We start from the raw sequence: 25,746 nt of genomic DNA on the forward strand, positions 1-25,746 counted from the left end.
GTCCGTCAAACCTCAGGCCGCACCAGGGCGCACAACCCCTGATTCGTAGGCGAAGACGACCGCCTGGGCCCGGTCCCGCAGGCACAGCTTCATCAGCACCCTGGCGACGTGCGTCTTGACCGTGGCCTCGCCGACGTACAGGTCTCTGGCGATCTCGGCGTTCGTCAGCCCCCTGGCCAGCAGCCGCAGCACCTCCAGCTCGCGCGGCGTCAGCTCGGCCAGCATCGGCGAGGGCGTGGGGTCGGCGCGCCCGGCGAACGTGGCGATCACCCGGCTGGTCACGGCCGGGTCGAGCAGCGCGTCGCCGGCGTGCACCACCCTGATCGCCTCCAGCAGCTGCTCGGGCGGCGACACCTTGAGCAGGAACCCGCTGGTGCCGGCGCGCAGCGCGGCGTAGAGGTTCTCGTCGGTGTCGAACGTCGTCAGCGTGATGACCTTGGGCGGCGAGGGCGTGTCCAGCAGCTCCTTGGCCGCGGCGAGCCCGTCGAGCCGCGGCATGGAGATGTCCATCAGGACGATGTCGGGTCTGGTGCGGCGGGCCACCGCGATGGCCTCGCGTCCGTCGCCGGCCTCGCCGACGACCTCCATGCCGGGGTCGCTCTCGACGACCATGCGCAACCCGGCCCTGACCATCGCCTGGTCGTCGGCGATGACGATTCGTATGCCCACAGGCGGAGGGTAGACGGCCGATGCCCGGCTTGGACACCCAGGTCAAGCCGGGCACAAGTCAGTTACAAGTCTACGAAAGGCGCACGCTCTGCCTGATGCGCGTCTGGACGGCGTCGTCGCAGGTGTTCTTGGCGCAGAAGTACATCACGAGCATGGTCTTGGGCTGACGGTCGATGACGTAGCTGACGAATCCCAGCCGGGTGCCGCCGGCCGGGTCGTGCAGCACGCCGTCGAAGCGGGTGGCCGGGCTGCTGCCCGCCTGGTCCTGGACCGGCTTGCCCAGATCCACCTGGCCGGGCAGCAGGTTGTCCATCTTGCTCTTCATCTGCTCGGAGTCGCCGCCCGCGTCGAGGGTGTCGGAGACCTGGACGTACACGCCCACGGCGCTGTCGGGATCGTCGGCGACGATCTGGGAGATCGCCGACCAGTCGGCGCCGGGACCGGCCACGAACAGCGACTCGAACTCGGTGGCGTGCGGCGAGGCCACGGCGAACAGGTCCTGGTGGGTGCGCGCGGTCCAGTCGCCGGGGTACTCGAAGGCCAGCGGCGCGGCGGCGCTGGCGGCGTAGCGCGACCAGGTGTCGCCGCGGTGGTTGAAAATGATCATCGCGACCAGCGTCAGCGCGGCCACGGCGGCCACCAGCGTGACCACCACGATAGGCAGCCGCCCCGGCCGTCTGGCCGGCGCCGTGGGATGGGTGGGGGCGGCGCGCCGGGAATGGTCCTCGTGCGGCCCCGAGGGCTGCCCCAGGCCGTGCGGGCCCGTCCCTGGCACCGCGTACGGGCTCTGCTGCGGCCCGGTCTGAGGGACGGCCTGGGGCCCCGTACGAGGGCCCGTCAGCGGGCCCGCCGCTCCCGGCACCGGCGCCGCGTGCGGGCCGGTGCGCGGGACGGCGTGCGGGACCAGATGCGGCCCCGACGGGTGCCGGCCGCCCGGCTCGGCCTCCTGGCCGCTGATCGCGTCGCGCAGCGCGGTCACGAACTCGGCGCAGGTGGCGTAACGCTGCTCGGGCGCCTTGGCCAGCGCGCGCGCCATCACGACGTCCACCTGCGGCGGCAGCTCGGGACGCAGCTGCGACAGCGGCGCGGGCTGCTCGGCCAGGTGCGCCCACAACAGCGCGATGTCGTTCTCCCGCTGGAACGGCAGCCGCGCGCTCAGCGCCTCGTACACCACGCAGGCCAGCGCGTACTGGTCGCACCGGCCGTCGATGTGCTCCTTGTTGATCTGCTCGGGCGACATGTACCGGGGCGTGCCGATGAACTGGTCGGTCTGGGTCAGGCCGGAGATCGACGAGCGGTGCTTGGTGATGCCGAAGTCGGTCAGGTAGACGTGGTCGCCGGCCAGCAGGATGTTGGCCGGTTTCACGTCGCGGTGGATCAGGTCGTGGGCGTGCGCGGCGTCGAGCGCGGCGGCCGTCTGGGCGAAGATCTGGCTGGCCTGGGCGAGCGGCAGCGGGCCCCGGTCGTAGATGAGCCGGCGCAGGTCGAGGCCGTCCACGTAGCGCATGGCGATGTACAGCACGCCGTCGGCGTCGGCGTTGGCCTCGTAGATGGGGATGATGTTGGGGTGCTCGATGCTGGCGACCGTCCTGGACTCCAGGATGAAGCGCTGGCGGAACCTGTCGTCCACGGAGAGCACCGGGTTGAGGATCTTCAACGCCACGCGGCGGCTGAGCCGGGGGTCGAGCGCCAGGTAGACGACGGCCATGCCGCCCTTGCCGACGATGTCCTCGATGTAGTATCCGGCCACCTCCTGGCCGATGAGCGATCTGTCGTTCAATTGCATCACGTCTCGATGGGATGGCCGCAGTAGCCGCAGAATCGATGGGCCGGGCCGAGCCTCATGCCGCACGAGGTGCAGTACTTGACCGGCGGCGAGTCGGGGGCGGTCATCACCTGCTGCTGCTGCGGGACCGCCAGGAACGGCTGCGAGCGCCGTACGACGACGGTCTGGCTCGCGCCCTCGTCGAAGGGCGAGGGCGCCGGCAGGGGCTCCGGCAGCTCGACCGGTCTGTCCGGGGCCCGCCGCCGCCACAGCAGGAACACCAGGCCGGCCCCGGCGATGAGCAGCAGCCCGGCCGCCACCAGGAACGGCCACAGCGGCGTGGAGCGCGACGGGGGCGCCGCCGCCTGCTTGGTGCCCTGGTCCTCGGGCCCGCCGCGCTTGGCCAGCGACGTCTTGAGCAGCGTGGCGGCCACCACGTTGCCGGGGTAGAGCTCCAGCACGCGCTGGAAGCCCGGCGCCGCCTCGGTGTAGTACCTGGTGTGGTAGCGGGTCAGCGCGGCCTCGAAGGCGGTGTCGATCGCGCCCCGGCGCGGCGCGACCTTGGCCGCGGCCAGGGTGGCGGTGATCTCCCTGACGCCCAGCATGGTGGCCGACTTGCCGCCGCCGATGAGCATGCCGATGACGTGCCCGTCCTTGTCGCCGATCACCGGCGCGCCGGCCAGGCCCTGGTCGGCCAGCGCGCCCAGCTTGACCGGCTCGTCCACCTTCTTCTCCGGGTCGGCGAACGGCCTGCCGGACACCCCGGCCTGGCCGCCCTTGGCCAGGTGGGCGATCTGCACGGTCTCCTGGACGCCGGGCCCCGGCCGGCCGAGGAAGCCGGCCACGTTGGTCGGCGAGCCCTCCTGCTCGGGCACCTTGTCGGCGAGCGGCGCGGTCGGCATGCCGACGCTGCCGGCGGCGGGCGTGAGCGGGACCAGCACGGCGGGGGTGTCGGGGGTCTTGCCGGCCTTGATGCACTTGTACTTCAGGCCCTGGCCGGGCGGCGAGACGTTGGTGAACACCGTGATGTCGGTGGTCACGTCGATGATGCAGGTGGCGGTGCTGGTCTTGGGCGGGTAGCACTCCTGCAGGTGGTGGTCGAGCAGGTCGTCCTTGAGCTTGTGCTTCTGGTAGTCGAGCGGGATCTTGACCTTGTGGTGCTCGGCGAAGATCTTGTTGGCGGCGTAGACGGCGACGTCATCGGGGTTGACGGCGTTGCGCCTGAGCGTGACGACGTCGCCCTCGGGGTTGACGACCGTCCCCGTGCCCGAGGCGAACGGGATGTCGTAGGAGCGCTCCACGTGTTTCAGCTCGCCGATGTGGTCGAGCAGGGTGATCTCCACATGGGACACCGCCTCCACCCGCACCACGGCCGGCGTCACCAGGTCGGTGATCCCGCTGGGATGGTTGTGGGCCGCGGCGGGAAGAGCCGCGGGGATCGCGAGCAGCACGAGCGCCGCCGCCACGCTGCCCGCCAGAGCTGTGATGCGCGCCATCTTGGCTCCAAACACTGAATAGGTCCAGGTTCCCAATCAGATGCCGTAAGTCAATAGATCGATACATAGACAAGCGCTTGCTCGGGGATCTACCGTACCGGGATGGGGTTCGCGATCGGCGTCGACGTCGGCGGCACCTTCACCGACGTGGTCCTGAGCGGCCCCGGCGGGGTCGTCGCCGTGGCCAAGTGTCTGAGCACCCACGACGACCCCATCGCGGGCATACTCACCGGCGTTACTCGCGCGCTCGGATCCGTGGACCCCGCCCGGGTCACCCGGGTCGTGCACGCCACCACGCTGGCGACCAACGCGGTGCTCGAACGCACCGGCGCGCGGGTGGCGTTCGTGACCACCCGGGGCTTCCGCGCCGCCGTCCCGCTCGGCCGTTACGCCCGCGTGGAGGAGGACCGGTACGACCTGCGCTTCACCCCGCCCCCTCCCCCGGTCGCGCCCGGCGACTGCTTCGAGGTGGACGAGCGCGTCTCGGCCCGCGGCGCCGTGCTGACCCCCCTGGACCCCGGCTCGGTGCGGCGGGCCGCGGCGGAGATCGCCCGGCGCGGCATCACCTCGGCGGCCGTCTGCCTGCTGCACTCCTACGCCGAGCCCGCCCACGAACGGCGGGCCGCGGCGATCCTGCGCGAGCACGTGCCGCACGTGGTGGCCTCCTGCGAGATCTGGCCCGAGATCCGCGAGTACGAGCGCGCCACCACCACCGTCATGTCCGCCTACATCGGCCCGCTGATGACCTCCTACCTGTCGCGCCTGCGCGAGCGCCTGGCCGCGGTCGGGATCGACGCGCCCGTGCACGTCATGGAGTCCGGCGGCGGGGTCGTCTCGGCCGAGCTGGCGGCCCGGCGCGCGGTGTCCACCATCGAGTCGGGCCCGGCCGCGGGGGTGCTGGCGGCGGCCGGGACCGGGCTGCCGGACGTGATCTCGTTCGACATGGGCGGCACGACGGCCAAGGCGTGCGTGGTGCGCGGGGGGCGTCCGGAGATCACCCACGAGTTCCACGTGGGCGGCAAGGGCAGCTTCGGCGGGCGGCGGGCGGGCACCGGCGTGCCGATCAAGACCCCGGCCATCGACCTGGCCGAGGTCGGCGCGGGCGGCGGCAGCATCGCGTGGCTGGACCCGGCGGGCGCGCTGCGCGTCGGGCCCCGGTCGGCGGGCTCCTCCCCCGGTCCCGCGTGCTACGGGCTCGGCGGCGGCGAGCCGACGGTGACCGACGCCGACCTCGTGCTCGGCTACCTCTCCTCGGCCTCGACGCCGCTGTCGGCGCCGCTCGCGGCCAAGGCCGTGGACCGGCTGGCCGGGCCGCTCGGGGTGTCGCGGGAGGAGGCCGCGCACGCCGTGCACGAGATCGTCAACGCCTCGATGGCCGCGGCCGTGCACGTGGTGACGGTCCAGCGCGGGATCGACCCGCGGGGGTTCGCGCTGGTGGCGTTCGGCGGCGCGGGGCCGATGCACGCGGCCGGGGTGGCGCGGCGGTTCGGGATCGCGACGGTGGTGGTGCCCGCGTACTGCGGGGTGGCCTCGGCGGCCGGGCTGCTGGCGGGGGCGCTCTCGACGGACCGGGTGTTGTCGCGGCTGGAGGCGGCCGACCCGGAGGAGGTCTTCGCCGCGCTGGCCGCCGACGCCGCCGCCGATCTGGGCGTCGCCCGGGTGCGGGTGGCCCGGTCGGTGGACGTGCGGTTCAAGGGCCAGTCGCACGACCTGACCGTGGACTGGGCGGAGTCGCGGGAGGAACTGGCCTCACGATTCTTCGCGAAATATGCGCAGGTGTATGGGATTGTCCAGCAGGGCGAGATCGAGCTGGTCAGCTACCGCGTCCGCGTCACCGACGCCGCCACGCCCACCCCCACCCCCACCCCCGGCCCCGGCCCCGCTCCCGCCCGGCCCGCGCCGTCCGGTGGCGGCGCGGAGGGGGGCAGGAGGGCGTACTTCCCCGAGGCCGGGGGGTGGCTGGACGTCCCGGTGCACACGCGGCGGACGCTGGACCGGGTGCGCGGCCCGGCGATCGTCGAGGACGCCGAGTCCACGATCGTCGTCCCGCCCGGCTGGCGGGCCGCGGCGGAGCCGTCGGGCGCCGTGCGCCTGACCCTGGAGGATGCGCCGTGAACGACGCGCTCACCGCCGAGGTGCTGAGGAACGCGCTGGTCGTGGCCGCCGAGGAGGCCAGCATCGTGGTGGTGCGGTCGGCGTACTCGACGTTCATCGTGGAAGGCTCCGACGCCTCGGCGGCGATCCTGGACGCCGGGGGCCGCCTGGTCGCGCAGTCCATGGCGACCACGCTGATGAACAGCATGGCCCTGAAGGCCGCGCTGCCTGAGCTGCTGAAGGACGTCCCGCCGCACACCATGCGGCCCGGCGAGGCGTACGCGCTCAACGACGCCTACCGGGGCGGCGTGCACACCAACGACCTGCTGGTCTACCGGCCGGTGTTCGCCGGCGGGGTCCCCGCGTACTTCACCGCCACCATGATCCACGTCTCCGACCTGGGCGGGCTGTCGGCCGGCGGGATGGCGCCGCTGGCCACCGACATCTTCCTCGAAGGGCTCCAGCTCCCGCCGGTCCGCCTGGCCACCCGGGACGGCCTCGAACCGGCGGTGGAGGCCGTCCTGCGGGCCAACAGCCGCACGCCCGACAAGGTCATGGGCGACGTGCGGGCGCTGGTGGCCGGGACGGCGGTCGCGGCGGCCCGCGTGGCGGCCCTGATGGCCGAGTACGGCGTGGCGGGCCTGGCCGCGGGCGTCGAGGACTACCTGGACCACACCGAGACCAGGACCCGCGCGGCGCTGGCGGAGCTGCCCCGGGGGCGGTTCGAGGCGTCGTACCCGATCGACGACGACGGGGTGCGGCCGGGGGTGGCGCACCACGTACGGGTCGCCGTCACGCTCGGCGGGGACGCGGCCGTCCTCGACTTCACCGGCACGGGGCCGCAGGTGCCCGCCGCGATCAACGCCTCGGCGTCGCAGTCGCTGGCGGCGGCCGTCTTCGCGGTGCGCTGCTTCCTGGACCCGACGATCCCGATGAACGACGGCTGCCTGCGCGCGATCGAGGTCGTCCTGCCGGAGGGCTCCCTGCTGAACGCCCGTTCCCCGTATCCGTGCGGCGGCCGGTACGTCCCCATCTACGCCGCCATGGAAGCCGTGTTCCAGGCGATGTCGGACGCGATGCCGGACCGCGCGATCGCGGCCAGCGGGATCCTCCAGCCGTTCTCGATCGCCGCGGTGGGGGCGCCGTACTGGATCCACCTGTCCTACGACTTCGGCGGGGTGGGCGCCCGGCAGGGGCTGGACGGGCCGGACGCGACGGGCGTGCACTTCGGCATCGGCCGCAACTCGGTGCCGCAGGCCGAGCCGGTGGAGAGCCGCTGCCCGCTGATCGTGGAGTCGGTCGGGACGATCGCCGACTCCGGCGGCCCCGGCCGCTTCCGGGGCGGGCTCGGCTCGCGTACCGTCTACCGCTTCCTGGCCGACTGCCACGTCACCACCCGCGGCGACCGCCTCCGCCTCCCGCCCCCGGGCCGCGACGGCGGCCTGCCCGGCAGGGTGGGCGGCTTCCACAAGCGCCACCTGGACGGGCGGGTGGAACGCCTGGCCTCGAAGGTCAACAACGTGCGGTTCGTGGCGGGCGAGGCGTTCGTCGTTGAGACCACGGGCGGCGGCGGCCTCGGCCCCCCGTCGGAGAGGGACCCGGCGGCGATCCTGGCCGACCTGGAGTCAGGCCACATCACCCCCGAAGGCGCCGCGACCGACTACGGCTTCGAACCCCGCGGGGCGACCAGAACGGCCGGATCGAAGCTCACCGGATAGGGCGCCGAGAGACTGACCGTGGTGCCCGCCTCGTACGCGACGGGCCCCTTGTAGGAGTCGTCGTCGAGCTCGTGGACGTAGAGCGTCGGCCCCTCGTCGGGCTCCACACGCCAGTAGACGGGGATTCCGGCTGCCGCGTAGGCCGCCGCCTTGGTGGTCCTGTCGAAGGCCCGCGTGCCGGGGCTGACCACCTCCACTGCCAGCAGCAGGTCGCTGGGGGCGAACATGAGCGGCACCGACTCGCACGCCTTCTCCGGCACGACGGCGAGGTCGGGGATGTAGAAGTCCTTCTCGCCGGGACGCACGTTGACAGTCGTCAACGCCTCCAGCCCGAGGGGGGCCGCGTCGTCGAGGATCACCAGTAGCCGAGAGATCACTCGCTGGTGCAGGGGGGTGGGGGCAGGGCTCACTACTAGGCTCCCGTTGAAGAGCTCATAACGGTTCCCGTCGTCGGGGAACTTGAGCAGGTCGTCGACTGTGAACGGCGGCGCGCCGGGAAGAACGGTGCGCCTCGTTGTCGGTTCGATCGCCAATGCGGTCACCCACTCAGTATCGGGAGTCACGCCCTCGTCGACATCGTACTTCCCGAAGATAGTCACCTGTAGTCACCGGGGCGCCACGCCTCGGCGCCGCGGCGGACGGCGGTGTGGACGGCGCGGGCCGCGCGGGCGCCCCACTCCGAGCGGGGCCCGCCGAAGAGCTGCTCCGGGCCGTCCTGCGGCACCACCACGCAGACGGCGTCCGAGGCGGTGCCCGTGCAGGGGTAGCCGGCCTCGATCAGCGCCTGGGTCTTGGCCTCCGTGACCGTCATGACCAGGTTCACCAGGGCGGCGTCCGTCATGGCGACGGGCAGGACGGTCACGATGTTGACGGTGCCCGCCCGCATGGGGGCGAGTTCGGGGTCGGCGGCGCCCTCGGGGGCGGCGGCCCAGGTGGGGACGCGCAGCCCGACGGTGGCCACGGCCTCCGCTCCCCCGTCGGCGGCCCGCACGTACCGGTCGACGGAGGCGGCGGTCAGCATGCCGACGCCGGTGCCGGGCGGGCCCAGCTCGACCAGGTGGTCCACCGGGTCCATCCGCGCGTAACCGGCCACGACCTGGGCGTTCAGCACCCATTCGCGGGGGCCGATGCCGCCGCCGAGCATGGCCGAGGAGATCATGCGGAAGCCGGGCCCGAACTCCCACAGCAGGGAGCCCAGCCGGGTCCCCTCCTCCACGCGATAGGTCAGCTTCACGTCCCACCTCGCACCAGGTGCACCACGGGCCGCCCGTCGGGGCCCGGCTCGATCTTGACACGGGCGTCGAAGTGCCGGCCGATCAGCGCCTCGGTGAGCACCTGTTCGGGGCGGCCCGTGGCGGCGGCGTGCCCGTCGGCCAGCAACATCAGGCTGTCGGCGTACAGGCCGGCCACGGTCAGGTCGTGCAGGGTGGTGACGACGGTCAGGCCGTCGGCGCGGCGCAGGCGGTCGACCAGTTCCAGCACCTGCTGCTGGTGGCCGAGGTCGAGCGCGGTGGTGGGCTCGTCGAGCAGCAGCACGGGGGCCTGCTGGGCCAGCGCCCTGGCCAGCACGACGCGCTGGCGCTCGCCGCCGGACAGCTCGCCGACGCGGCGTCCGGCGAAGGAGGTCAGGTCCAGCCGGTCCAGCACGGAGGCGGTCACCTCGCGGTCGTGCCGGCTCTCCCGTCCCAGGTAGGGGATGTACGGCGTGCGTCCCAGCAGGGCGTAGTCGAAGACCGTCATGTCGGGCGGCAGGGCGGGCGTCTGCGGGGCGTAGGCCAGCAGCCGGGCGCGCTCGCGGGGCCTGAGCGCGGCGAGCGGGCGCTCGTCGAGCACGACCTCCCCCTGGTGCGGGACGATCGCGCCCATGACGGTCTTGAGCAGCGTGGACTTGCCCGCGCCGTTGGGCCCGATGATCGCCAGCCACTCGCCGCGCCGCACGTGCGCGTCGACGCCGGTCAGCACGTCGCGCTCGCCCAGGCGCACCGACAGGGCCCGTACGCCGATCACGTGGCCACCCGCCTGGTCATGCGCAGGACGCCGACGAAGAACGGCGCCCCGACGAACATCGTGACGACCCCGATGGGCAGCTCGGCCGGCGCGATCACGGTACGGGCGATGAGGTCGGCCGCCACGAGGAAGGCCGCGCCGCCGATCAGCGACAGCGGCAGCACGATCCGGTACGAGCCGCCCGCCAGCCGCCGGACGACGTGCGGCACGACCACGCCGACGAACCCGATGAGCCCGCTGACCGCGACGGCCGACGCGGTGGCCAGGGAGGCGGCCACGAGGACGGTCAGGCGCACCCGGCCGGCCCGTACGCCGAGGCTGCCGGCCTCCTCGTCGCCGACGCTGAGCACGTCCAGCATCCGGCCGTGCAGCAGGAGCAGGACGGAGGAGACCGCGGCGTACGGCAGCACCAGCAGGAGCTGGTCCCATCCGCCGCCGACGTCGCCGAGGATCCAGGAGTAGATGCGCTCCAGCTCCTCGACCTTGAGCTGCTGGACGAACGTCTGGATCGCGGTCAGGAACGACGTGACCGCCACCCCGGCCAGCACCAGGGTCGCCGTGCCGCCGCCGGTGCCGCCGCCGGAGCGGCCGGCCGCGTTGCCCAGCGTGTACGCCAGGAACACCCCGCCCACCGCCCCGGCGAAGGCGGCGACGGGGATGCTCGCGCTCGAGCCGGGCAGCAGCACGATGGCCAGCGTCGTGGCCAGCCCGGCGCCGGAGGCGGCCCCCAGCAGGTACGGGTCGGCCAGCGGGTTGCGGAACACGCCCTGGTACCCGGCGCCGGCCATGGCCAGCAGGCCGCCGACGACCGCGGCGACGAGCACCCTGGGCAGGCGCAGCTCGTACAGCAGGCCCTGCTCGACCGGGGCGAGGCCCGAGTCGGCCGCGACGAACGGCAACCAGTCCACCACCTGGAGGACCACCTGCCACGGCGAGATGTCCGCCGCGCCGCCGAGCAGCCCGGCGACCATCGTGAGGGCCAGCACGGCGAGGGCGCCCGCCACCCAGACGGGACGCGCCCTCGACGGCTGCGCCTTGCCTGTCACGCTCAGCCCGCGCCGCCGGCCTTGGCCACGGCCGCGCCGATCGCCTGGGCCAGGTCCACGACGCGCGGGCCCCAGCGGGAGGCGAGGTCGTCGTCGAGCTGGATCACCTGGTCGTTCTTGACGGCCGACAGGTTCTTCCAGCCGGGCCGCTTGACCAGCGTCTCCTTGCTCTGCTGGCAGCACTTGACGTCGGCCAGGAAGATCAGCGCGGGGTCGGCCTGGGCGACGAACTCGGCCGACAGCTTGGGGTAGCCGCCCGCCGCGTCCGGGGCCTGGTCGGCGATGTTGGTCAGCCCGAACATGGCGTAGACCTGGCCGATGAACGTCTTGGACGTGGCCGCGTACGGCGTCTGGTCCAGCTCGTGGTAGTAGGTGAGCTTCTTGTCCTTGGGGGCGTCGGCGGCCAGCTTGGCCATGGCCGCCTTCATGCCGGAGACGACCTCGTCGGCCTTAACCTTGTTGCCGGTGGCCGCGCCGATCTCAGTGATCTCCTCGTACGCCTCCTCCAGCCCGGTCGCGGCCGGTTCGAGCAGGACGGGCACGTTCACCTTGGCCAGCTCGGCGACGATCTTGTCCTGGTCGTTGGAGAGGATGACCAGGTCGGGCTTCTTGGCGATGATCGCCTCGACGTTCGGCTTGAAGCCGGACAGGTCGCTCTTGGGCGCCTCCGGCGGGTAGTTCGACTGGTCGTCCACCGCGACGACCTGGGGGCCGGCGCCGACCGCGAACAGCGTCTCGGTGTGGGTGGCCGAGAGCGAGACGATACGTTCGGGCTTCTTGGCGAGGGTGACCTTGCCGTTGCCCGCCTCGACGGTGACCGGGAAGTCCCCGGCGCCCGCAGCCGCGGTGGTGGGAGGGGGGCTGTCGGGGGAGTTCGAGGGGGCGACGTTGGCGCCGGTCTGGCCACATCCGGCCAGGACGAGCGTTCCCAGCAGCGCGCCCGCGAAGGCCGTGCGTACGGGCCTCACGAGTAGTCCTTTCACACTGTCGGAACCGAGAGACCCGCGATGAGCGACGGATCACCCTTTTCCACGAGGGTTGATGACGTCGGCGCAGAGGCAGGCGACCTGGCTATGACAGTTGCGGGACAGCGCCGGAATCGCACCGGACTTCGCTGCAGCACTGCGCGTCGGACAAACGTTATCAATGCCCCAGACGTCCTCGACGTCAAGGGGTCTCGGGGGCAGACGCGCGAAGGCCCCGGGTCAGGCGGCGAGCTGCGCCTCCGCGACGGCGATGATCTCCTGGAGGCGCAGGCCGTGCGCCGCGTCCAGCGGGTGGCCGCCGCCGCGCCGGACGGTCTGGGCGAACTCCTCGGCCACAACCTCGAAGGGGTCCTCGTCGCCGGGCAGCAGGACGGCGTTGCCGGTCCTGCCGTACACCTCGAAGGTCGAGGGCGGCAGGTCGCCGACGGCCGCCATGCACAGGGACGCCTCGCTGACCGCGCCGCCCTCGTGCTCCAGCAGCAGGCCGGTCCAGCCCAGCGGGTTGCCGTGCGCGCGCACGCCGACGACCGGGCCGAGCGCGGCGTCGAGCAGGTCGATCACGTGCGGGCCGACGTCCAGCAGGGCGCCGCGCTCCAGCCTCCACGGGGTGGCGAACGGGTTGCCGCCGAGCAGCGCGCCGGAGATGTTGGCGGCGTGCCCGCCGAACGGCTGGATCTCGGCGCAGCGGGCCAGGAACGTGCGGGTCGGGGTGGCGTAGCGCATGGTGAGCATCATCTGCGAGGGCACGCCCGTCTCCGCCACGGCCTCGGCCACCCGCATGGCCCCCTCGACGGAGTCGGCGAGCGGCTTCTCCAGCAGCAGCGCCTTGCCCGCGTGGGCGGCGCGGACGGCCAGCTCGGCCTGCACGCCGGGCGGCACGCAGAACGCCACGGCCTCGCAGGCGTCGAACAGCTCCTCGACCCGCTCGTACACGGGGGCGCCGAGCCTGGCGGCCTGCTCGGGGCGGCGGGCCCAGACGCCGGCCAGCCGGGTGTGGGGGCCTTTGGCCAGCATCGGCGCGTGCGCCATCTCAGCCCAGGGCCCTGCCCCGATCAACCCGACCGCGACCGGCTCCATCCGTCCCCCTAAGTCCGCTTTTCTCCAGACCTTAGATCCCCCGTCCGGTCTCCCGTCCATCGGCCCCTCCGGTCAGGCGCGGGAGCGGTGGATGGCGTGTTCCGGGCGGTGGACGAGGGTGCCGCCGTCGAGGGCGATGGTCTGGCCGGTGATGCAGCGGGACTCGGCCGAGGCCAGGAAGCCGACCAGGTCGGCCACGTCCTCGGGGGCGCAGGGCCAGGGCAGGAGGCGTTCGGCGGCCTTGTCGGCGAGCTGCTCCGGGGTGAGGGCGCGCTCGGCGGCGGCGGTCATGACCAGGGCGGGGGCGACGGCGTTGCAGCGGATGCCGCGGGCGCCGTACATGGTGGCGACGTAACGGGTGAAGCCGACCAGGGCCGCCTTCGAGGTGCCGTACGCGGCATGGTCCACGTCGCCGGTCAGGCCCGACACCGAGGACGTCAGGACGATCGCGCCGCCGTCGCGCATCACCGGGACGACGTGCTTGACCAGCAGCATCGCGCCCCGCAGGTTGACCTCCATCGTGCGGTCCCAGACGGCGGCGTCCATGGCGGTCAGGTCGCGGTCGCGGCCGTAGACGTCGCGGTCGAGGCAGGCGGCGTTGGAGTGCAGCACGTCCACCCGGCCGAAGGCGGCCACCAGCGCGGCCACCGACTCCTCCACCTGCTTCTCGTCCGACACGTCGCAGGTCAGCGCCATGGCGGCGCCGCCCCGGGCGCGTACGGCGGCGGCGGTGGCCCGGGCGGGGGCGGCGCGCAGGTCGAGCACGCCCACCCGGGCGCCCTCGGCGGCCAGCCGGGCCGCGCACGCCGCGCCGATGCCGGACCCCGCCCCCGTCACCAGCGCCACCCGCCCGCCGAACCGCCCCTCGGACCGCCCGCCGGGCCCCGCGCCGGGGGGATCCGCGGTCACCACTCCACCTCCAGCGCGCTCAGCCCGCGCCCGACCAGCGACCTGCGGTAGGCGACGGGCGCGTCAGGGGCGAGCCGCAGGCCGGGCAGGCGGCGCCCGAGGACGTCGAGCGCGGTGCGCAGCTGCAGGCGGCCGAGCGCCGCCCCGACGCAGAAGTGGATGCCGTACCCGAAGACCAGGTGGTCGGCGGCGTTGGGACGGTCGATCACGAACCGCTCCGGGTCGGGGAAGACGGTCTCGTCGTGCCCGGCCGAGTCGGTGGACAGCAGGACGAGCGAGCCCGCCGGGATCGTCACGCCGTGCAGCACGACGTCCTGGACGGCGTGCCGGAAGGAGCCCAGCGAGGCGCCGTCGATCCGCATGCACTCCTCGACCGCCCCGGGGATCAGGGCGGGCGGCACCGGCCAGGCGTCCTCGCGCAGCAGCCGCAGCACGCTGTTGCCGAGCTGGTTGGGGACGGTGTCGTTGCCCCCGAGCAGGATCGTGGAGATCAGCTCGACGACCTCCCGATGGCTCAGCTCGTCGCCGATCAGCGAGGTCATCAGGGACGTGAAGTCGTCCCGCGGCTCCTTGGCGCGGGCGGCCACCAGGCGGTCGACGTAGTCGAGGTAGGCCAGGAAGCTGTCGGCCAGCTCGAGCTGGCGGGCCGGCGGCTGCGGCGACAGGAACAGCAGGAACCAGTCCTTGACGTGCGCCTGCACGAACGCCTCGTCGGCCGCGGGCACGCCGATGAAGCGGGCGGTCAGCTTGACCGACGGCTCGTGCCCGATCTCGGCGACGAAGTCGGCCCGGCCCCTCGGCGCGACCCGGTCGAGGACGTCCTCGTTCAGCCGCCGGAAGCGCTCCTCCATGGCGGCGACGGCCCGCGGCGTGAAGGCCCGGGAGACCGAGCGGCGCAGGCGGGTGTGGTCGGGCGGGTCCACGTTGGCCACGAAGCTGGACAGGAACGAGCCGTGCTCGCCCAGCCTGGCGCGGGTCTGCGGGGTGAGGCTGCGGGAGATCGTCAGCGACCCCTCGGAGGAGAAGCGGGCCGGGTCGCCGTACGCGGCGCGCACGTCGGCGTGGCGGGTCAGCACGTACGCGTCCAGGTGCTCGCTGCGGAACACCGGCCGCCCGGAGCGCAGGCGGCGCAGGAAGTCGTACGGCGCGGCGACGTGCCAGTCGGCGGCGACGTCGAAGTCCTGCGCCGAGGCGGGGGTCGTCGCAGAGGTCATCGCAGGATCCTCCTGGGGTTGTCGACGAGCATCTGGTGGAGCTGGTCGCCGGTGACGCCGCGGCTGCGCAGTTCGGGCACGACGTCGCGGGAGATGTGCAGGAGGTGGTAGTTCGGGTGGCGACGCCGTACGACGTCGGGATCGAACCGGTCATTGAAACAGTACGAATCATGACCTAGAACCATTTTTCCGGCGTGGCCGCGTTCGCACATCGCCGCCACCACCGCCACCCGGTCCTCGAACGAGCTGATCGTCTCGATGCCGAACCGGTCCATGCCCAGGTAGGAGCCGCCGGCCACCAGCTCCTCCAGGTACGCCAGGTCCGTCGAGTCGCCCGCGTGCCCGATCACCACCCGTTCCAGGTCCACGCCGAGCGAGCCGAGCAGCCGCTGCTGCTCCAGCCCGCCCCTGGAGGCGCTGTGCGAGTGCGTGGTGATCGGCGCGCCGGTGGCCAGATGGGCCTCGGCCACGGCCCGGAACACCCGCTCGCACCCCTTGGTCATGCCGAGGTGGTCGGAGGCGCATTTCAGCATGGCCGCCTTCACCCCGGTCCGCCCGATCCCCTCGGTGAGGTCGCGGACGAAGAACTCGGCCAGCCGGTCCGGGCCGCCGAACAGCGACCCCGGCCCCCGGTTGCCGAAGTACGGCGGCAGCGCGTCGTAGGTGTAGAGCCCGGTGGCGGCCACGATGTTCACCGACGTCAGCTCGGCCACCCGCTGGACGGCCGGGACGTACCGGCCGAGCCCGACGACGGTCAGGTCGACGATCGTGTCGATCCCCTCGGCCTTGAGCGCGTCGAGCTTGGCCGCCGCCTCCCGCGCCCGCCGCTCCAGGTCCCAGCCCTCGGGGACGTCCGGCCAGTTCCACAGGATCTCCGGGCTGAGCCCGAACACGTGCTCGTGCATCAGCGTCGCCCCGAGGTCGGCGACCGGCCCCCTCACGGTCTCAGGCACGGGAACCTCTCGTGCTCGAAGGGCCGGTTGACCTCCAGGCCGAGCCCGTCGGTCTGCCGGTACGGCAGCCCGGTGTAGAGGGCGTCGGCGTCGAAGTAGGTGACGGTGAACGACAGGCGGGCGGCGTCGCGGCGGTTGGCGGGCGCGCCGTGCACGGTGAGCGCGTGGTGCACGGTGGCGTCCCCGGCCCGCAGGTCGAGCGGCGGCGACAGCTCCAGCTGCGCGAGCCAGGGATGCTGGCTGAGCTGGTCGTCCCCGGCGCGGGTGAAGCTGCGCCCGAGCAGGCCGTAGCGGTGGGAGCCGCTGTAGAAGCGCAGCGCCCCCATGTCGGCGGGCACGTCGGCCAGCGCCAGCCACACCGTCAGCATGGCCGAGCGGTCCATGGGCATCCACGGGAAGTCCTGGTGGAACTCGGTGGCGCCGTGCTCGCCCGGCTCCTTGACCAGCAGGTTGGTGACCTGCACGCGCACGGCCCGCACCCCGCCCAGCAGCCGGACGGCGTTGCGGCCCATGGCCGGGCTGGTGCTCAGCGCGCCGAACAGCTCGTCCTCGGCGGCGACGTCGCGGGACTGGCCGAAGGCCCGGTCGACCGGCGTGTCCGCGGCCCGGCCGCGCGACCGCAGGCGCTCGCGGGCCCGTTCGCGCAGCTCGCCGACCGTGTCCGGGGCGACCAGCCGGTCCAGGCGGACCCAGCCGTGCTCGCCGAAGAACGCCACCTCGTCGTCGGTCGCCTGGCGTACCGGGATCTCCATGGCCACCAGTGTGCCACTCCAAGCAAGCGCTTGGTAAGATTCGGGTCGAGGAGGATGCCGTGCGAGGGTTCAGGTTCGGTGCGGTGCTGCGCGGGGCGCGGTCCGGCAAGGAGTGGGCCGAGCGGGCCAGGCGGCTGGAGGCGTCCGGCTTCGACGTGCTGCTGGTGCCCGACCACCTGGTCGGCCCGCGCTTCGCGCCCCTCGCGGCGCTGACGGCGGCGGCCTGCGCCACCACCCGGCTGCGCGTCGGCACGCTGGTGTTCGCCAACGACTTCCGGCACCCGGCCGTGCTGGCCAAGGAGGCCGCCACCCTGGACCTGCTCTCCGGCGGACGCCTGGAGCTGGGCCTCGGCACCGGCTGGATGGCCGACGACTACGGAGGGGCCGGGCTGCGGCTCGACCCGCCCGGCGTGCGCCTCGACCGGCTGCGCGAGGCCCTGGAAGTGATCAAGGGCCTGTGGGACGGCGGCCCGCTGACCTACGAGGGCGCGCACTACCGCCTGGCCGGGCTGGAGCAGGAGCCCCGGCCGGTGCAGCGCCCGCGCCCGCCGATCCTGCTGGGCGGCGGCGGCCCCCGCATGCTGGCCCTGGCCGCCGAGCACGCCGACATCGTCAACCTCGGCACCCGCGTCAAACCGGACGGCACCGGCCCCGACCCGCGCGACGCCGGGCCGGAGGCGTTCCTCGCCAAGCTGGCGCTGCTGCGGCGCAGCCCCCGCCACCACCTGCTGGAGATCGGCACCAGCGTGATGCAGGTGGGCGAGCGCAAGCCGGAGGAGTCGTGGAGCGCCGCCGACAGCTCCCGGCTCGGCGACACGCCGCAGGTGCTGCTCGGCACCCGCCGCGACATCGCGGACCAGCTGCGCCACTGGCGCGACGCGCACGGCGTCTCCTACTTCGTGCTGCACCACGAGCGCGACCTGGCCGCCTTCACCCCGGTCGTCGAGGAGCTGGCGGCTCTGCCGGATGATGGACCTCATGGATGAGATGTTGTTGCTGAGGCACGGAGCCACCGAATGGAGCACGGCAGGCCGGCACACCGGCCGTACCGACCTGCCCTTGACGCCCGAGGGGGAGGACCAGGCCAGGGCGCTGGCGCCGCTGGTCAAGGCGTCCGCGTTCGGGCTGGCGCTGGTCTCCCCCGCGCAGCGGGCCCGCCGTACGGCGGAGCTGGCCGGTTTGACGGACTACGAGGTCGACCCCGACCTGTGGGAGTGGGACTACGGCGGCTACGAGGGCATCACCACGCCGGACATCAGGAAGACCCGGCCCGGCTGGTACCTGTGGCGTGACGGCGTGATCCCCGGCGACGCCGAGCATCCCGGCGAGAGCGCCGCCGAGGTGGCCGCGCGCGCCGACCGGGTGATCGAGCGGGCCCGCGGGGCCGAGGGGCGGGTCGTGCTGGTGGCCCACGGCCATTTCCTGCGCGTGCTGGCCGCCCGCTGGCTCGGCCTCGACCCGGCGGACGGCCGGCTGCTGCGGCTCGACACCGGCACCTACTCCCGGCTCGGCTTCGAGCACGCCGAACCGGTGCTGCTGAGCTGGAACTCACCGGTCGCCTGAGGGGGGCTCGTCAGTCGCAGCCCAGGGTGGCGGCGGCGCGGATCAGATCGCGCGTGAGCTGCCGGTCGCCCTCCGACGCGTGCGGGAAGGTGTCCGGGGGCCACCGGCCGGCCACCAGCCGGCAGAAGTCCACCGCGCCGGCCGAGATCACCCCGGCGCCCGCGCCCGGGGTGCGCGAGAGCGGGACCGTCCACGTGCCGCCACCGGGCCCGGTCAGCACGACGGTGACCGAGACGTCGGGGCGCGGCCCGCGCAGCGCCCGGGGCAGCAGCGCCAGGCCGAACCCGGCGATCAGGCGCACGTGCCCGGCACGCGGCGGCGCGGGCGGGCGGCCGGTCGCGGCCCTGATGTCGTCGGCGTGCGTCCAGGTCTCGAACGTGCGCTGGATCAGGGCCTGGCGCAGCGGCGCGCGGGCCGGGCGCACCCCCGCCAGCGCCACCTCCACCCCCAGCAGCACCTCGCCGGCCCTGGAGAGCCGGTCCAGCAACGCCCCGGCCTGCTCCCGCCAGCGCCGGTGCTCCGGGGCCGCGCCCGCGCCGGGCAGCCCCATGAAGGCGGCCACGGTGGCGTCGTTGGCGGTCAGGTGCCCGACCAGGTCGCGGACCGTGCCGTGCCGGGCGATCGGCGTGTCCCACTGGGCCGGGCTCAGCTCGGCGAGCAGGTCGTCCATGAGCGCCACCTGCTCGGCGTACGGCACGGTCACGGACGCCACGCCACCGGCGGCGGGCGCGCGCCGGCGGCGGGCCCCCGACAACACGGCCGTGCGCAGCCCCGGCGGCGGGCCGCCGTAGAGGTACGGGTCCGTCATGGCTGCCTCCGCAGCCGACGCTAACCCGGCCGCGGTCACCGCGCCAGACGGCTGCCGGGAAACGGCGCGAGCAGGGTCTCGCGCCAGGGGCCTTCGAGGTAGCCGCGGGCCCGCCTGCCCCAGTCGAGCAGCCGGGAGTCGGGCGCGACCTCGTCGTCGAGCCCGAGCGCGGCGTCGCGGGCCCGCTGGGTGGCCAGGTGGTCGTCCAGCGAGACGGCCCACATGGTGACGGCCTCGGTGTCGCAGAACAGCACCTCGTACAGGCCGGTCAGGGTGTGGCCGTGCTCGGCCAGCAGCGGGGCGCGCTCGGTGCGGACGGCCTCCAGATAGTCCAGCGCGGCCCCGGGGCGGACGCGGGCGCTCTCGAAGAGGTAGAACTCGGCGGCGGGGGCCGCGGCGAGCGGCGGGCAGCCCGGCGCGGCGCCGAGCGGCCTGGAGAAGGCGGAGAAGCGCAGGTCGTCGATGTCCGACAGGAACAGGCGCTGGTCCACGCCCTGGTAGATGTCCATCATCTGACGCCAGCCGCCGTCCCACCCGCCGTGACAGTCCCACAGCGTGACGGCCTTGAACTGCGGGTGGCCGGTGATGCCCACGGCGTAGAAGGCGCCGACGAGGTCGATGTCGCGCGACCTGATGGACATGCCGGTGGTCAGGGCGGGCTCGGCGCGGCTCTCGTCCTCGCGTTTGTAGCGGGTCAGCCAGGTCAGGTACTCCAGCGGCCGCCTGGAGTTCATCGGCCGGAAGTCGCCCTCTTCGAGCAGGTGGATCGCGCGCCGCACCACGCCTCCTCTACCAAGCATTTGCTTGGCATGAGGATAGCGATCAGGTCAGCGCCTGGGAAGGCCGCGGCCCCCTGCCGGTCAGCCACTCCAGCACCCGGCGGTGCCCGGAGGCGGCGTCCTCGAAGTGGCCCCAGTGCCAGTAGCGCGGCTGGTCGCGCAGGCCGGTCACCCAGGTGCGGTAGGAGATGGCGGCGCCCGCGGGCGCCACGCCGTACGTGCGGACCACGACCTTGCCGCCCGGCGCGAGCAGCACGTCGTCGGCGATCGGGTACAGATTCATCCGGTCGAGCATGTACGACATCCTGACCTGCGGAAATTCCCCGCCGGTTACGCCTCCGGCGCGCCCCCGTTAAGGGAGCGCGCCGGAGGTGAACAGGCTGTTACACGAGAAGGCCGTCGAACTCCCCGTCCTTCGCGCCGAGCACCAGGGCCCGGATCTCGTCACGGGTATAGATGAGAGCAGGACCGTCGGGGAAGCGCGAGTTGCGGACCGCGATCCCTCCGTCGGGAAGCTCCGCGAGCTCCACGCAGTTGCCCTGCGAGTTGCTGTAGCGGCTCTTGCGCCAGGCGACCTGGGTGAGGTCGGCCGCGGGCATGCCGTTGTAGGTGTGGTTCATCTACATCTTTCTGAGAAGACCGCCGATGAGCTCGACGGTGCCCCCTGGCGTGGTGCTTTCCACGCACAGTTGCTCCATAGCGGTGAGGTACGGGTCGATGTCCTCACGTTTGTCCAGGTACAGGGCACCCCAGAGCTGCTCGACGTAGACAACGTCCGACAAATCGGACTCGGGAAACCGCAAGATGCTGAACGCGCCCCCCTCGGCGGCGTGTTTGCCGAACCTGAAGGGCATCACCTGGAGGGTGATGTTGGGCAGGGCGGCGACTTCCAGCAGATGCTGGAGCTGCTCGGACATGACCTCTCGCCCGCCGATGGTCCGCTTGAGCGCCGCCTCGTCGATGACGGCCCACAGCTTGGGGCCGTCCTTCTGGGTGAAGCGCTCCTGGCGCTGCATGCGCATGTGCACGCGGCGCTCGATCTTGTCCGGACTCGCGTCGGGGTTGCCGAGCTGGAAGACCGATCGCGCGTACGAGGCCGTCTGCAGCAGGCCGGGCACGAACTGCACCTCATAGGTACGGATCACGCTCGCGGCCTCCTCCAGGCCCACGTACGTCGTGAACCACGAGGGCAGCTCGGCGGAGTACTTGTGCCACCACCCGGGGGTGTTGGCCTCGCGGACCATCTCCAGCAGGGCACGGCGTTCGGCATCGTCGACGACGCCGTACAGGGTGAGCAGGTCCTCCACGTCACGTGTCTTGAACCCGACACGCCCGAGCTCCATCCGGCTGATCTTGGACTCGGACGCCCGGATGTGGAACCCGGCCTGGCCGCGGTCGAGACCGGAGGCCTCGCGCAGGCGCCTGAGGCTCGCACCCAGCATGATGCGCCGAACGGTCGAGCCGGAGCCGGGCGGATCAATGGACACGTGCTGCTCCTTGTGTCGTTTCCTTGAAGACACAGTCTGTCACTTGGCGGCCGAAAGATCATGGGCCGCGGACAAGATCCCCTTTCCCCCATATTGACCACTTGAGGAGAACCGTAGCGCTTGCACGAGTTGTCTGCACGTGCATTCGCTCTTGCACCTGCACGAGAGATTGCCGCAGAATGATCACGTGCAATCCACCACGGCGCCCGGCCAGTGGACCACGTTCGACTGGTGGCCGCCCGTCGGCTGGTGGCCGGAGGCGGCTCGCGATCTCCTGGTGACCGGCCCGTCCGCGAGCGCCACGTACGTGCTCCCGCCCACCGCCTCCTCGGTCCACTCCGCTCGCAGCTTCACCACGGGGACCCTGTCCGGCTGGGGGCTCGGCGAGCTGGCCGAGAACATGGAACTGGTGGTCTCCGAGCTCGCCACCAACGCCCTGCGCCACGGCCTGCGCCTCGACGAGCCCCACTGCCAGCGCCCGGTCCACATGTCCCTGGTGCGCCGCGGCTCGCTCGTCACCAGCGCGTTCACCGATCCCGGCACCTCGGTGCCCGTGCTGCGATACCCTGGCCCCCTTGACACCGGCGGCCTGGGTCTCCACATCGTCGAATCACTCAGCCTCCGCTGGGGGTGGTCGGCACTCGCGCCCCACGGCAAGATCGTCTGGGCAGTCCTCTCCTGACGGAGGGGTGCTCTGCACTACCGTGGATGGTCATGGCTCACGGTGAGTCCCACGCGACCCCATGAGAGTGCTGACAGATGGAAGATCACCTGCTCGGCTGGCTGCGCACACTAGACGAAAACCGGCTTGCCCGCATCCTGGCCAACAGGCCCGACGCCATCGCGCCGCCCTGGCCCCGCAGACTCGACACGCTGGCCCAGCGCCTGGGCAACGGCTTCGCCGTCATGGAGGCCATGCGCGGGCTGCCGCTGCCCGCCCTGCAACTGGCCGAGGCGGGCCTGACCATGACCCGGCCGACGCCGGAGGGGCTGGCCGCCTTCCTCGGCGTCCCGGGTGAGACGGTGGAGCCCTGGCTCGACCATCTGTACGACCACGCGCTGGCCTGGCCCGACGACGAAGGCGTGATCCATCTGGCCGAGGGCGTGGCCCGCTGGTGGGCGGCGCCGCTCGGCCTGGGCGAGCCGCTGGAGCACTACCTCAACTCCTGGACGATCAGCAACGACGCCCTGCGCGCCCTGGCCCGCGTGCTCGGCCTGCCCGCCCACGGCAACAAGCGGCGCACGATCGCCCGCGTCATCGAGCTGCTGTCCGACCCCGGCCGCCTCGACCGGCTGACGGCCACCGCCCCCGACGGCACGCTCGCGCTGCTCGGCCGCCTCGCCTGGGACGGCCCCGCCCGCGACGTCGACGGCGGCCGGTTCGTCACCCCCGGCACGCCGGAGAAGTGGTGCGCCGACCACGGCCTGCTGTTCCGCCCGAGCTGGCACGTCGCCGAGATCCCCCGCGAGGTGGCGCTGTGCCTGCGCGGCCCCGGCTACCATCCGCCGTTCCAGCCCGAGGCGCCCGAGGTGGCCTCGATCCCGGTCGACCCCGAGGAGGTCGACCACCTGATGACGCTGGCCGCGCCGCACGTGGTCGAGCGCTGCGCGGCCCTGCTCGACAACACCTCCAAGACCCCGCTGCCGCTGCTCAAGACCGGCGGCGTGGGCGTGCGCGAGGTCCGCAGGGTCGCCAAGGAGACCGGCTGCGACGAGGACGAGACCCGCCTGCTGCTGGAGGTCTGCGCGGTGGCCAGGCTGCTGGCCTGGGACGAGCAGTCGGGCGGCATGATCCCCACCGAGCGCTTCGACCGCTGGCGGCTGGACGAGGGCTCGGCCCGGCTGCGGGTGCTGCTGTCGGCGTGGTGGCGGATGGAGCGTTCGTCCCTGCGCAAGGTCGACGGCAAGTACGCCACCGTGCTCGGCGACGACCCGTCGGGCAGCGCGGTGGCCAGGGTGCGCAGGGCCGTGCTGGCCGCGCTGGCCCATCTGCCGGCCGGCACCGCCTTCGCCGACCGCGACAGCCTCGTGCGCAACGTCCACTGGCACGCCCCGCTGCTCGACCAGGCGCTGCTGGCCGAGTGCGCGCCGGCCGTGCTGGAGGAGGCCACGCTGCTCGGCCTGCTGGCCAACGGCGCGCTCACCGACCTCGGGCGCGCCCTGGCCGGGCTGACCGCCGACCCCGGCGACGAGAACGACGACGCCGTCCCGCAGGTCGAGCACGATCCGGTGCTGGCCGAGGCGTCCATCAGGGCGCTGGCCAGCGTGCGCAGGAGCGCGCTGTTCGGGCCCGACCTCACCGCGGTGGTGACCGGGCCGCCGTCGGCCGAGCTGGCGGCGCTGCTCGACCGGGTGGCCGAGCGCGAGTCGCGCGGCGCGGCCTCGGTGTGGCGTTTCACCACCGAGAGCGTGCGCGGCGCGCTCGACCACGGCTACGACGCCGACGAGCTGCTCGACGAACTGGCCACGGTCGGCACGATCCCGCAGCCCCTGGAGTACCTGGTGCGCGACACCGCGCGCCGGCACGGCGAGGTGACGGTCTCCACGGTCGGCTGCGTCGTGCAGGCCGGTGACACCGCGCTGCTCGCCGAGATCGCCGGGCACCGGCGGCTGGCCCGGCTGGGCCTGCGGCTGCTGGCCCCCACGGTGCTGATCAGCGCGGCCCCGGCCGAGCGCACGCTGGCCGCCCTGCGCGAGAACGGCTACTCCCCCGTGCCCGTCTCCGACACCGGCGAGATCACCATCCACCGGGCCAGGGCCGAGGAGCCGCACAACGGCAAGCTGATCCTGCTGCCCGGCGGACAGGTGGCCGAGCTGTCGGAGTTCACGCCCGGCTCGGAGCCGCACCCGCCGTACGTGATCGCCGAGCCGGCCCCCGACCCGCACGAGCACGCCCGCCGCCTGGTCGAGGCCGGCCGGGACGACTCCGGCAAGCACGGCCGCACCTGGGCGGTCATCGGCAGGATGGCCACCAGGCTGCCGACCGCCCAGCAGTCGTTGCTCGGCTTCGTCGTCGACCGTGGGGTGCGCGCCGGCATCACGCTGGCCGACGGCCTGACCGCCACGATCAGCCACGGCGAGCTGCGCGGCGGGGCGCTCGACGCCTGGTGCGAGGAGGCGGGCGACTACCTGGAGTTCCCGCTCGCCGAGATCGTCGAGGTGCGCGGGGCCTACTGAAGCTTCTTGGCCTTCTTCAGGTTCGACACCAGCTCCTCCAGGAACGCGGCGTAGCCCTGGTAGCTGAAGGGGGCCTCGGCGCGCCAGGGGTAGAACTGGCCCGCCTTGACCGCCGGGAGCTTGGCGAAGGTGGGCTTCTTCAGCATCTCCTCGGGCTTGAGCGACTGGGTGCGGGTGTCGTAGAGGATCACGTCGGCGTCGTAGGTGTCGGCGTTCTCCCAGCTCAGGGTCTGGAAGAAGCCGCCGTCGTCCACCTTCGCGGGCTTGACGATGTTCAGACCGTTCTCGGTGAGATGCACGATGTCGGGGTACTCGGGCGGGTTGACGACCCACATGGCGTCGGCGCCGCCGGACATCATGAGGATCTTGAGGTCCTTGAAGGCGGCCAGTTCCCTGGTCGCGGCCTCCATGCGGGCCTTGGCCTCGGGCACGCCCCGGAGGTCGGCGCCGAGTGACCGGGCCAGCTCCTCGTACCTGCCGATCACCTGGGTGGCGCTGCGGCCGGTGAGCATGACGCCGGCGGTGGGGGCGACCTGCTCGATGGTCTCCTTCGACTTCGCCGGCACGTACCACAGGTCGCCCTTGACGTACATGCTGCTGACCAGGAGGTCGGGCTGGAGGGAGATGTACTTCTCGACGTTGAACTCGTCCCAGACGTTGCCCAGGCCCTCGACCTTGGCGATGTCGACGTTGCCGACCTGCGGGTCCCTGGATCCGTCGGCGAGCTTGTGCGGGCCGAAGACGGCGACCGGGCGCACGCCGAAGTCCCACAGCGCGGCGGCGGCGCCCACCTGGGCCACCACCCGGGACGGGCGCTCGGGCAGGTCCAGCTTCTTGTCGCGGTCGTCGGTGAACGTCCAGCCGCGCGCGGCGGAGGCGGCGGGCGCGGCGGAGGCGGCGGGCGCGGCGGAGGCGGTGGCGCCGCCGTCGCCGGCCGCCCGGGTGCCGCCGCCGCAGGCCGACAGTGTCAGGGCCGCCGCGAGCCCTGCCGTGGCGGCCAGGAAGCCTCTGCGCGCGAGTACCGGTCCCGACATGTCCATCTCCTAAGGTTAGGCTTGCCTTCTTACGGAGACATTAGATTAGCCTTGCCTAAGTTTGACCGCTACGAGAGGGGGTCGGGTGCGCCCGGCTGAGGACACGGCTGAGCCCGCCGGCGGGCGTCCGGCGGCCACCGCGGAACACCGATCCGGTCCCGCGCCGGGCACCGGGGAAGAGCCGCAACCCCACCGATCCGGTCCCGCGCCGG

At 73.0% G+C, this 25,746-nt stretch carries 25 protein-coding genes; 6 read left to right on the forward strand and 19 right to left on the reverse strand.

What is annotated here, in order from left to right:
* Nucleotides 1–12: 12 nt before the first annotated feature.
* The 3 genes from AB0J76_RS27040 to AB0J76_RS27050 form a co-directional block, all read right to left on the reverse strand.
* Nucleotides 13–669, reverse strand: a complete 657-nt coding sequence (locus AB0J76_RS27040) for a response regulator transcription factor (protein ID WP_125630960.1) — start codon at nt 667–669, stop codon at nt 13–15.
* A 70-nt stretch (nt 670–739) separates the two neighbouring features.
* Nucleotides 740–2,455, reverse strand: coding sequence for a protein kinase (locus AB0J76_RS27045; protein WP_364390912.1), 1,716 nt, complete (start codon nt 2,453–2,455; stop codon nt 740–742).
* The gene (locus AB0J76_RS27050; RefSeq protein WP_352323656.1) at nt 2,455–3,930 is read right to left on the reverse strand and encodes a hypothetical protein; all 1,476 of its coding nucleotides are present in this window, start codon (nt 3,928–3,930) and stop codon (nt 2,455–2,457) included. The genes AB0J76_RS27045 and AB0J76_RS27050 overlap by 1 nt, the downstream gene beginning before the upstream one ends.
* A 102-nt stretch (nt 3,931–4,032) precedes the next feature.
* Here AB0J76_RS27050 and AB0J76_RS27055 point away from each other — a divergent pair, with 102 nt between their 5' ends.
* Nucleotides 4,033–6,045, forward strand: coding sequence for a hydantoinase/oxoprolinase family protein (locus tag AB0J76_RS27055; protein WP_352323657.1), 2,013 nt, complete (start codon nt 4,033–4,035; stop codon nt 6,043–6,045).
* Complete coding sequence (locus AB0J76_RS27060) at nt 6,042–7,742, forward strand: hydantoinase B/oxoprolinase family protein (RefSeq protein WP_352323658.1); 1,701 nt, start codon at nt 6,042–6,044, stop codon at nt 7,740–7,742. Before AB0J76_RS27055 ends, AB0J76_RS27060 begins: the two co-directional genes overlap by 4 nt.
* Here the strand turns inward: AB0J76_RS27060 and AB0J76_RS27065 are convergent.
* The 10 genes from AB0J76_RS27065 to AB0J76_RS27110 form a co-directional block, all read right to left on the reverse strand.
* Nucleotides 7,685–8,341: a Uma2 family endonuclease gene (locus AB0J76_RS27065; RefSeq protein ID WP_352323659.1), complete on the reverse strand. Its 657-nt coding sequence runs from the start codon at nt 8,339–8,341 to the stop codon at nt 7,685–7,687. The two genes, AB0J76_RS27060 and AB0J76_RS27065, sit on opposite strands and share 58 nt — an antisense overlap.
* Entirely contained in the window at nt 8,338–8,976 is a 639-nt protein-coding gene (locus AB0J76_RS27070) for an adenosylcobinamide amidohydrolase (RefSeq protein WP_352323660.1), read from the reverse strand. Before AB0J76_RS27070 ends, AB0J76_RS27065 begins: the two co-directional genes overlap by 4 nt.
* Complete coding sequence (locus tag AB0J76_RS27075) at nt 8,973–9,749, reverse strand: ABC transporter ATP-binding protein (protein ID WP_352323661.1); 777 nt, start codon at nt 9,747–9,749, stop codon at nt 8,973–8,975. Before AB0J76_RS27075 ends, AB0J76_RS27070 begins: the two co-directional genes overlap by 4 nt.
* Nucleotides 9,746–10,795: an iron ABC transporter permease gene (locus AB0J76_RS27080; RefSeq protein WP_352323663.1), complete on the reverse strand. Its 1,050-nt coding sequence runs from the start codon at nt 10,793–10,795 to the stop codon at nt 9,746–9,748. The genes AB0J76_RS27075 and AB0J76_RS27080 overlap by 4 nt, the downstream gene beginning before the upstream one ends.
* A gap of 2 nt (nt 10,796–10,797) precedes the next feature.
* On the reverse strand, nt 10,798–11,763 hold the full coding sequence (locus AB0J76_RS27085) for an ABC transporter substrate-binding protein (RefSeq protein WP_352323664.1): 966 nt from the start codon (nt 11,761–11,763) through the stop codon (nt 10,798–10,800).
* A 237-nt stretch (nt 11,764–12,000) separates the two neighbouring features.
* Complete coding sequence (locus tag AB0J76_RS27090; protein WP_364390763.1) at nt 12,001–12,858, reverse strand: Gfo/Idh/MocA family oxidoreductase; 858 nt, start codon at nt 12,856–12,858, stop codon at nt 12,001–12,003.
* Nucleotides 12,859–12,930: 72 nt separating this feature from the next.
* Nucleotides 12,931–13,767 (reverse strand): SDR family oxidoreductase, encoded by an 837-nt coding sequence (locus AB0J76_RS27095; RefSeq protein WP_352323666.1) that lies wholly within the window; start codon nt 13,765–13,767, stop codon nt 12,931–12,933.
* Complete coding sequence (locus AB0J76_RS27100) at nt 13,764–14,981, reverse strand: cytochrome P450 (RefSeq protein ID WP_364390766.1); 1,218 nt, start codon at nt 14,979–14,981, stop codon at nt 13,764–13,766. Before AB0J76_RS27100 ends, AB0J76_RS27095 begins: the two co-directional genes overlap by 4 nt.
* Nucleotides 14,978–15,934 (reverse strand): phosphotriesterase-related protein, encoded by a 957-nt coding sequence (locus AB0J76_RS27105; protein ID WP_352323668.1) that lies wholly within the window; start codon nt 15,932–15,934, stop codon nt 14,978–14,980. The genes AB0J76_RS27100 and AB0J76_RS27105 overlap by 4 nt, the downstream gene beginning before the upstream one ends.
* Nucleotides 15,919–16,686, reverse strand: a complete 768-nt coding sequence (locus AB0J76_RS27110; RefSeq protein WP_352323669.1) for a phytanoyl-CoA dioxygenase family protein — start codon at nt 16,684–16,686, stop codon at nt 15,919–15,921. Before AB0J76_RS27110 ends, AB0J76_RS27105 begins: the two co-directional genes overlap by 16 nt.
* A 59-nt stretch (nt 16,687–16,745) precedes the next feature.
* Between AB0J76_RS27110 and AB0J76_RS27115 the strand changes: the two genes are divergently transcribed.
* Both AB0J76_RS27115 and AB0J76_RS27120 read left to right on the forward strand, forming a co-directional pair.
* Nucleotides 16,746–17,672, forward strand: coding sequence for a TIGR03621 family F420-dependent LLM class oxidoreductase (locus AB0J76_RS27115; RefSeq protein WP_352323670.1), 927 nt, complete (start codon nt 16,746–16,748; stop codon nt 17,670–17,672).
* Nucleotides 17,665–18,249, forward strand: a complete 585-nt coding sequence (locus tag AB0J76_RS27120) for a histidine phosphatase family protein (protein ID WP_352323671.1) — start codon at nt 17,665–17,667, stop codon at nt 18,247–18,249. Before AB0J76_RS27115 ends, AB0J76_RS27120 begins: the two co-directional genes overlap by 8 nt.
* Nucleotides 18,250–18,259: 10 nt before the next feature.
* On the opposite strand, the gene AB0J76_RS27125 is transcribed toward AB0J76_RS27120, so the two are convergent.
* The 5 genes from AB0J76_RS27125 to AB0J76_RS27145 form a co-directional block, all read right to left on the reverse strand.
* Complete coding sequence (locus AB0J76_RS27125) at nt 18,260–19,057, reverse strand: maleylpyruvate isomerase family mycothiol-dependent enzyme (protein ID WP_352323672.1); 798 nt, start codon at nt 19,055–19,057, stop codon at nt 18,260–18,262.
* 35 nt (nt 19,058–19,092) lie between these two features.
* Nucleotides 19,093–19,836 (reverse strand): hypothetical protein, encoded by a 744-nt coding sequence (locus AB0J76_RS27130; protein WP_352323673.1) that lies wholly within the window; start codon nt 19,834–19,836, stop codon nt 19,093–19,095.
* Nucleotides 19,837–19,879: 43 nt separating this feature from the next.
* Nucleotides 19,880–20,119, reverse strand: a complete 240-nt coding sequence (locus tag AB0J76_RS27135) for a hypothetical protein (RefSeq protein ID WP_352323674.1) — start codon at nt 20,117–20,119, stop codon at nt 19,880–19,882.
* A gap of 100 nt (nt 20,120–20,219) precedes the next feature.
* The gene (locus tag AB0J76_RS27140; RefSeq protein ID WP_352323675.1) at nt 20,220–20,456 is read right to left on the reverse strand and encodes a DUF397 domain-containing protein; all 237 of its coding nucleotides are present in this window, start codon (nt 20,454–20,456) and stop codon (nt 20,220–20,222) included.
* On the reverse strand, nt 20,457–21,278 hold the full coding sequence (locus tag AB0J76_RS27145; protein ID WP_352323686.1) for a helix-turn-helix transcriptional regulator: 822 nt from the start codon (nt 21,276–21,278) through the stop codon (nt 20,457–20,459).
* A gap of 232 nt (nt 21,279–21,510) precedes the next feature.
* Here AB0J76_RS27145 and AB0J76_RS27150 point away from each other — a divergent pair, with 232 nt between their 5' ends.
* Both AB0J76_RS27150 and AB0J76_RS27155 read left to right on the forward strand, forming a co-directional pair.
* Nucleotides 21,511–22,005, forward strand: coding sequence for an ATP-binding protein (locus AB0J76_RS27150; RefSeq protein WP_352323676.1), 495 nt, complete (start codon nt 21,511–21,513; stop codon nt 22,003–22,005).
* 77 nt (nt 22,006–22,082) lie between these two features.
* Nucleotides 22,083–24,500, forward strand: coding sequence for a helicase-associated domain-containing protein (locus AB0J76_RS27155; protein WP_352323677.1), 2,418 nt, complete (start codon nt 22,083–22,085; stop codon nt 24,498–24,500).
* Here the strand turns inward: AB0J76_RS27155 and AB0J76_RS27160 are convergent.
* The gene (locus AB0J76_RS27160) at nt 24,494–25,534 is read right to left on the reverse strand and encodes an ABC transporter substrate-binding protein (protein ID WP_352323678.1); all 1,041 of its coding nucleotides are present in this window, start codon (nt 25,532–25,534) and stop codon (nt 24,494–24,496) included. The genes AB0J76_RS27155 and AB0J76_RS27160 overlap by 7 nt on opposite strands.
* Nucleotides 25,535–25,746 lie beyond the last annotated feature (212 nt).

This window comes from Nonomuraea sp. NPDC049624 (assembly GCF_040675255.1).
In the GTDB taxonomy this organism is placed as follows: Bacteria; Actinomycetota; Actinomycetes; order Streptosporangiales; family Streptosporangiaceae; genus Nonomuraea.

Coding starts and splice junctions, on each gene's coding strand:
- AB0J76_RS27155 (WP_352323677.1), top strand. CDS start 22,083: ATGGAAGATCACCTGCTCGGCTGGCTGCGCACACTAGACGAAAACCGG.
- AB0J76_RS27045 (WP_364390912.1), bottom strand. CDS start 2,455: ATGCAATTGAACGACAGATCGCTCATCGGCCAGGAGGTGGCCGGATAC.
- AB0J76_RS27050 (WP_352323656.1), bottom strand. CDS start 3,930: ATGGCGCGCATCACAGCTCTGGCGGGCAGCGTGGCGGCGGCGCTCGTG.
- AB0J76_RS27120 (WP_352323671.1), top strand. CDS start 17,665: ATGGATGAGATGTTGTTGCTGAGGCACGGAGCCACCGAATGGAGCACG.
- AB0J76_RS27110 (WP_352323669.1), bottom strand. CDS start 16,686: ATGGAGATCCCGGTACGCCAGGCGACCGACGACGAGGTGGCGTTCTTC.
- AB0J76_RS27090 (WP_364390763.1), bottom strand. CDS start 12,858: ATGGAGCCGGTCGCGGTCGGGTTGATCGGGGCAGGGCCCTGGGCTGAG.
- AB0J76_RS27145 (WP_352323686.1), bottom strand. CDS start 21,278: ATGCTGGGTGCGAGCCTCAGGCGCCTGCGCGAGGCCTCCGGTCTCGAC.
- AB0J76_RS27140 (WP_352323675.1), bottom strand. CDS start 20,456: ATGAACCACACCTACAACGGCATGCCCGCGGCCGACCTCACCCAGGTC.
- AB0J76_RS27135 (WP_352323674.1), bottom strand. CDS start 20,119: ATGAATCTGTACCCGATCGCCGACGACGTGCTGCTCGCGCCGGGCGGC.
- AB0J76_RS27125 (WP_352323672.1), bottom strand. CDS start 19,057: ATGACGGACCCGTACCTCTACGGCGGCCCGCCGCCGGGGCTGCGCACG.
- AB0J76_RS27100 (WP_364390766.1), bottom strand. CDS start 14,981: ATGACCTCTGCGACGACCCCCGCCTCGGCGCAGGACTTCGACGTCGCC.
- AB0J76_RS27160 (WP_352323678.1), bottom strand. CDS start 25,534: ATGTCGGGACCGGTACTCGCGCGCAGAGGCTTCCTGGCCGCCACGGCA.
- AB0J76_RS27055 (WP_352323657.1), top strand. CDS start 4,033: ATGGGGTTCGCGATCGGCGTCGACGTCGGCGGCACCTTCACCGACGTG.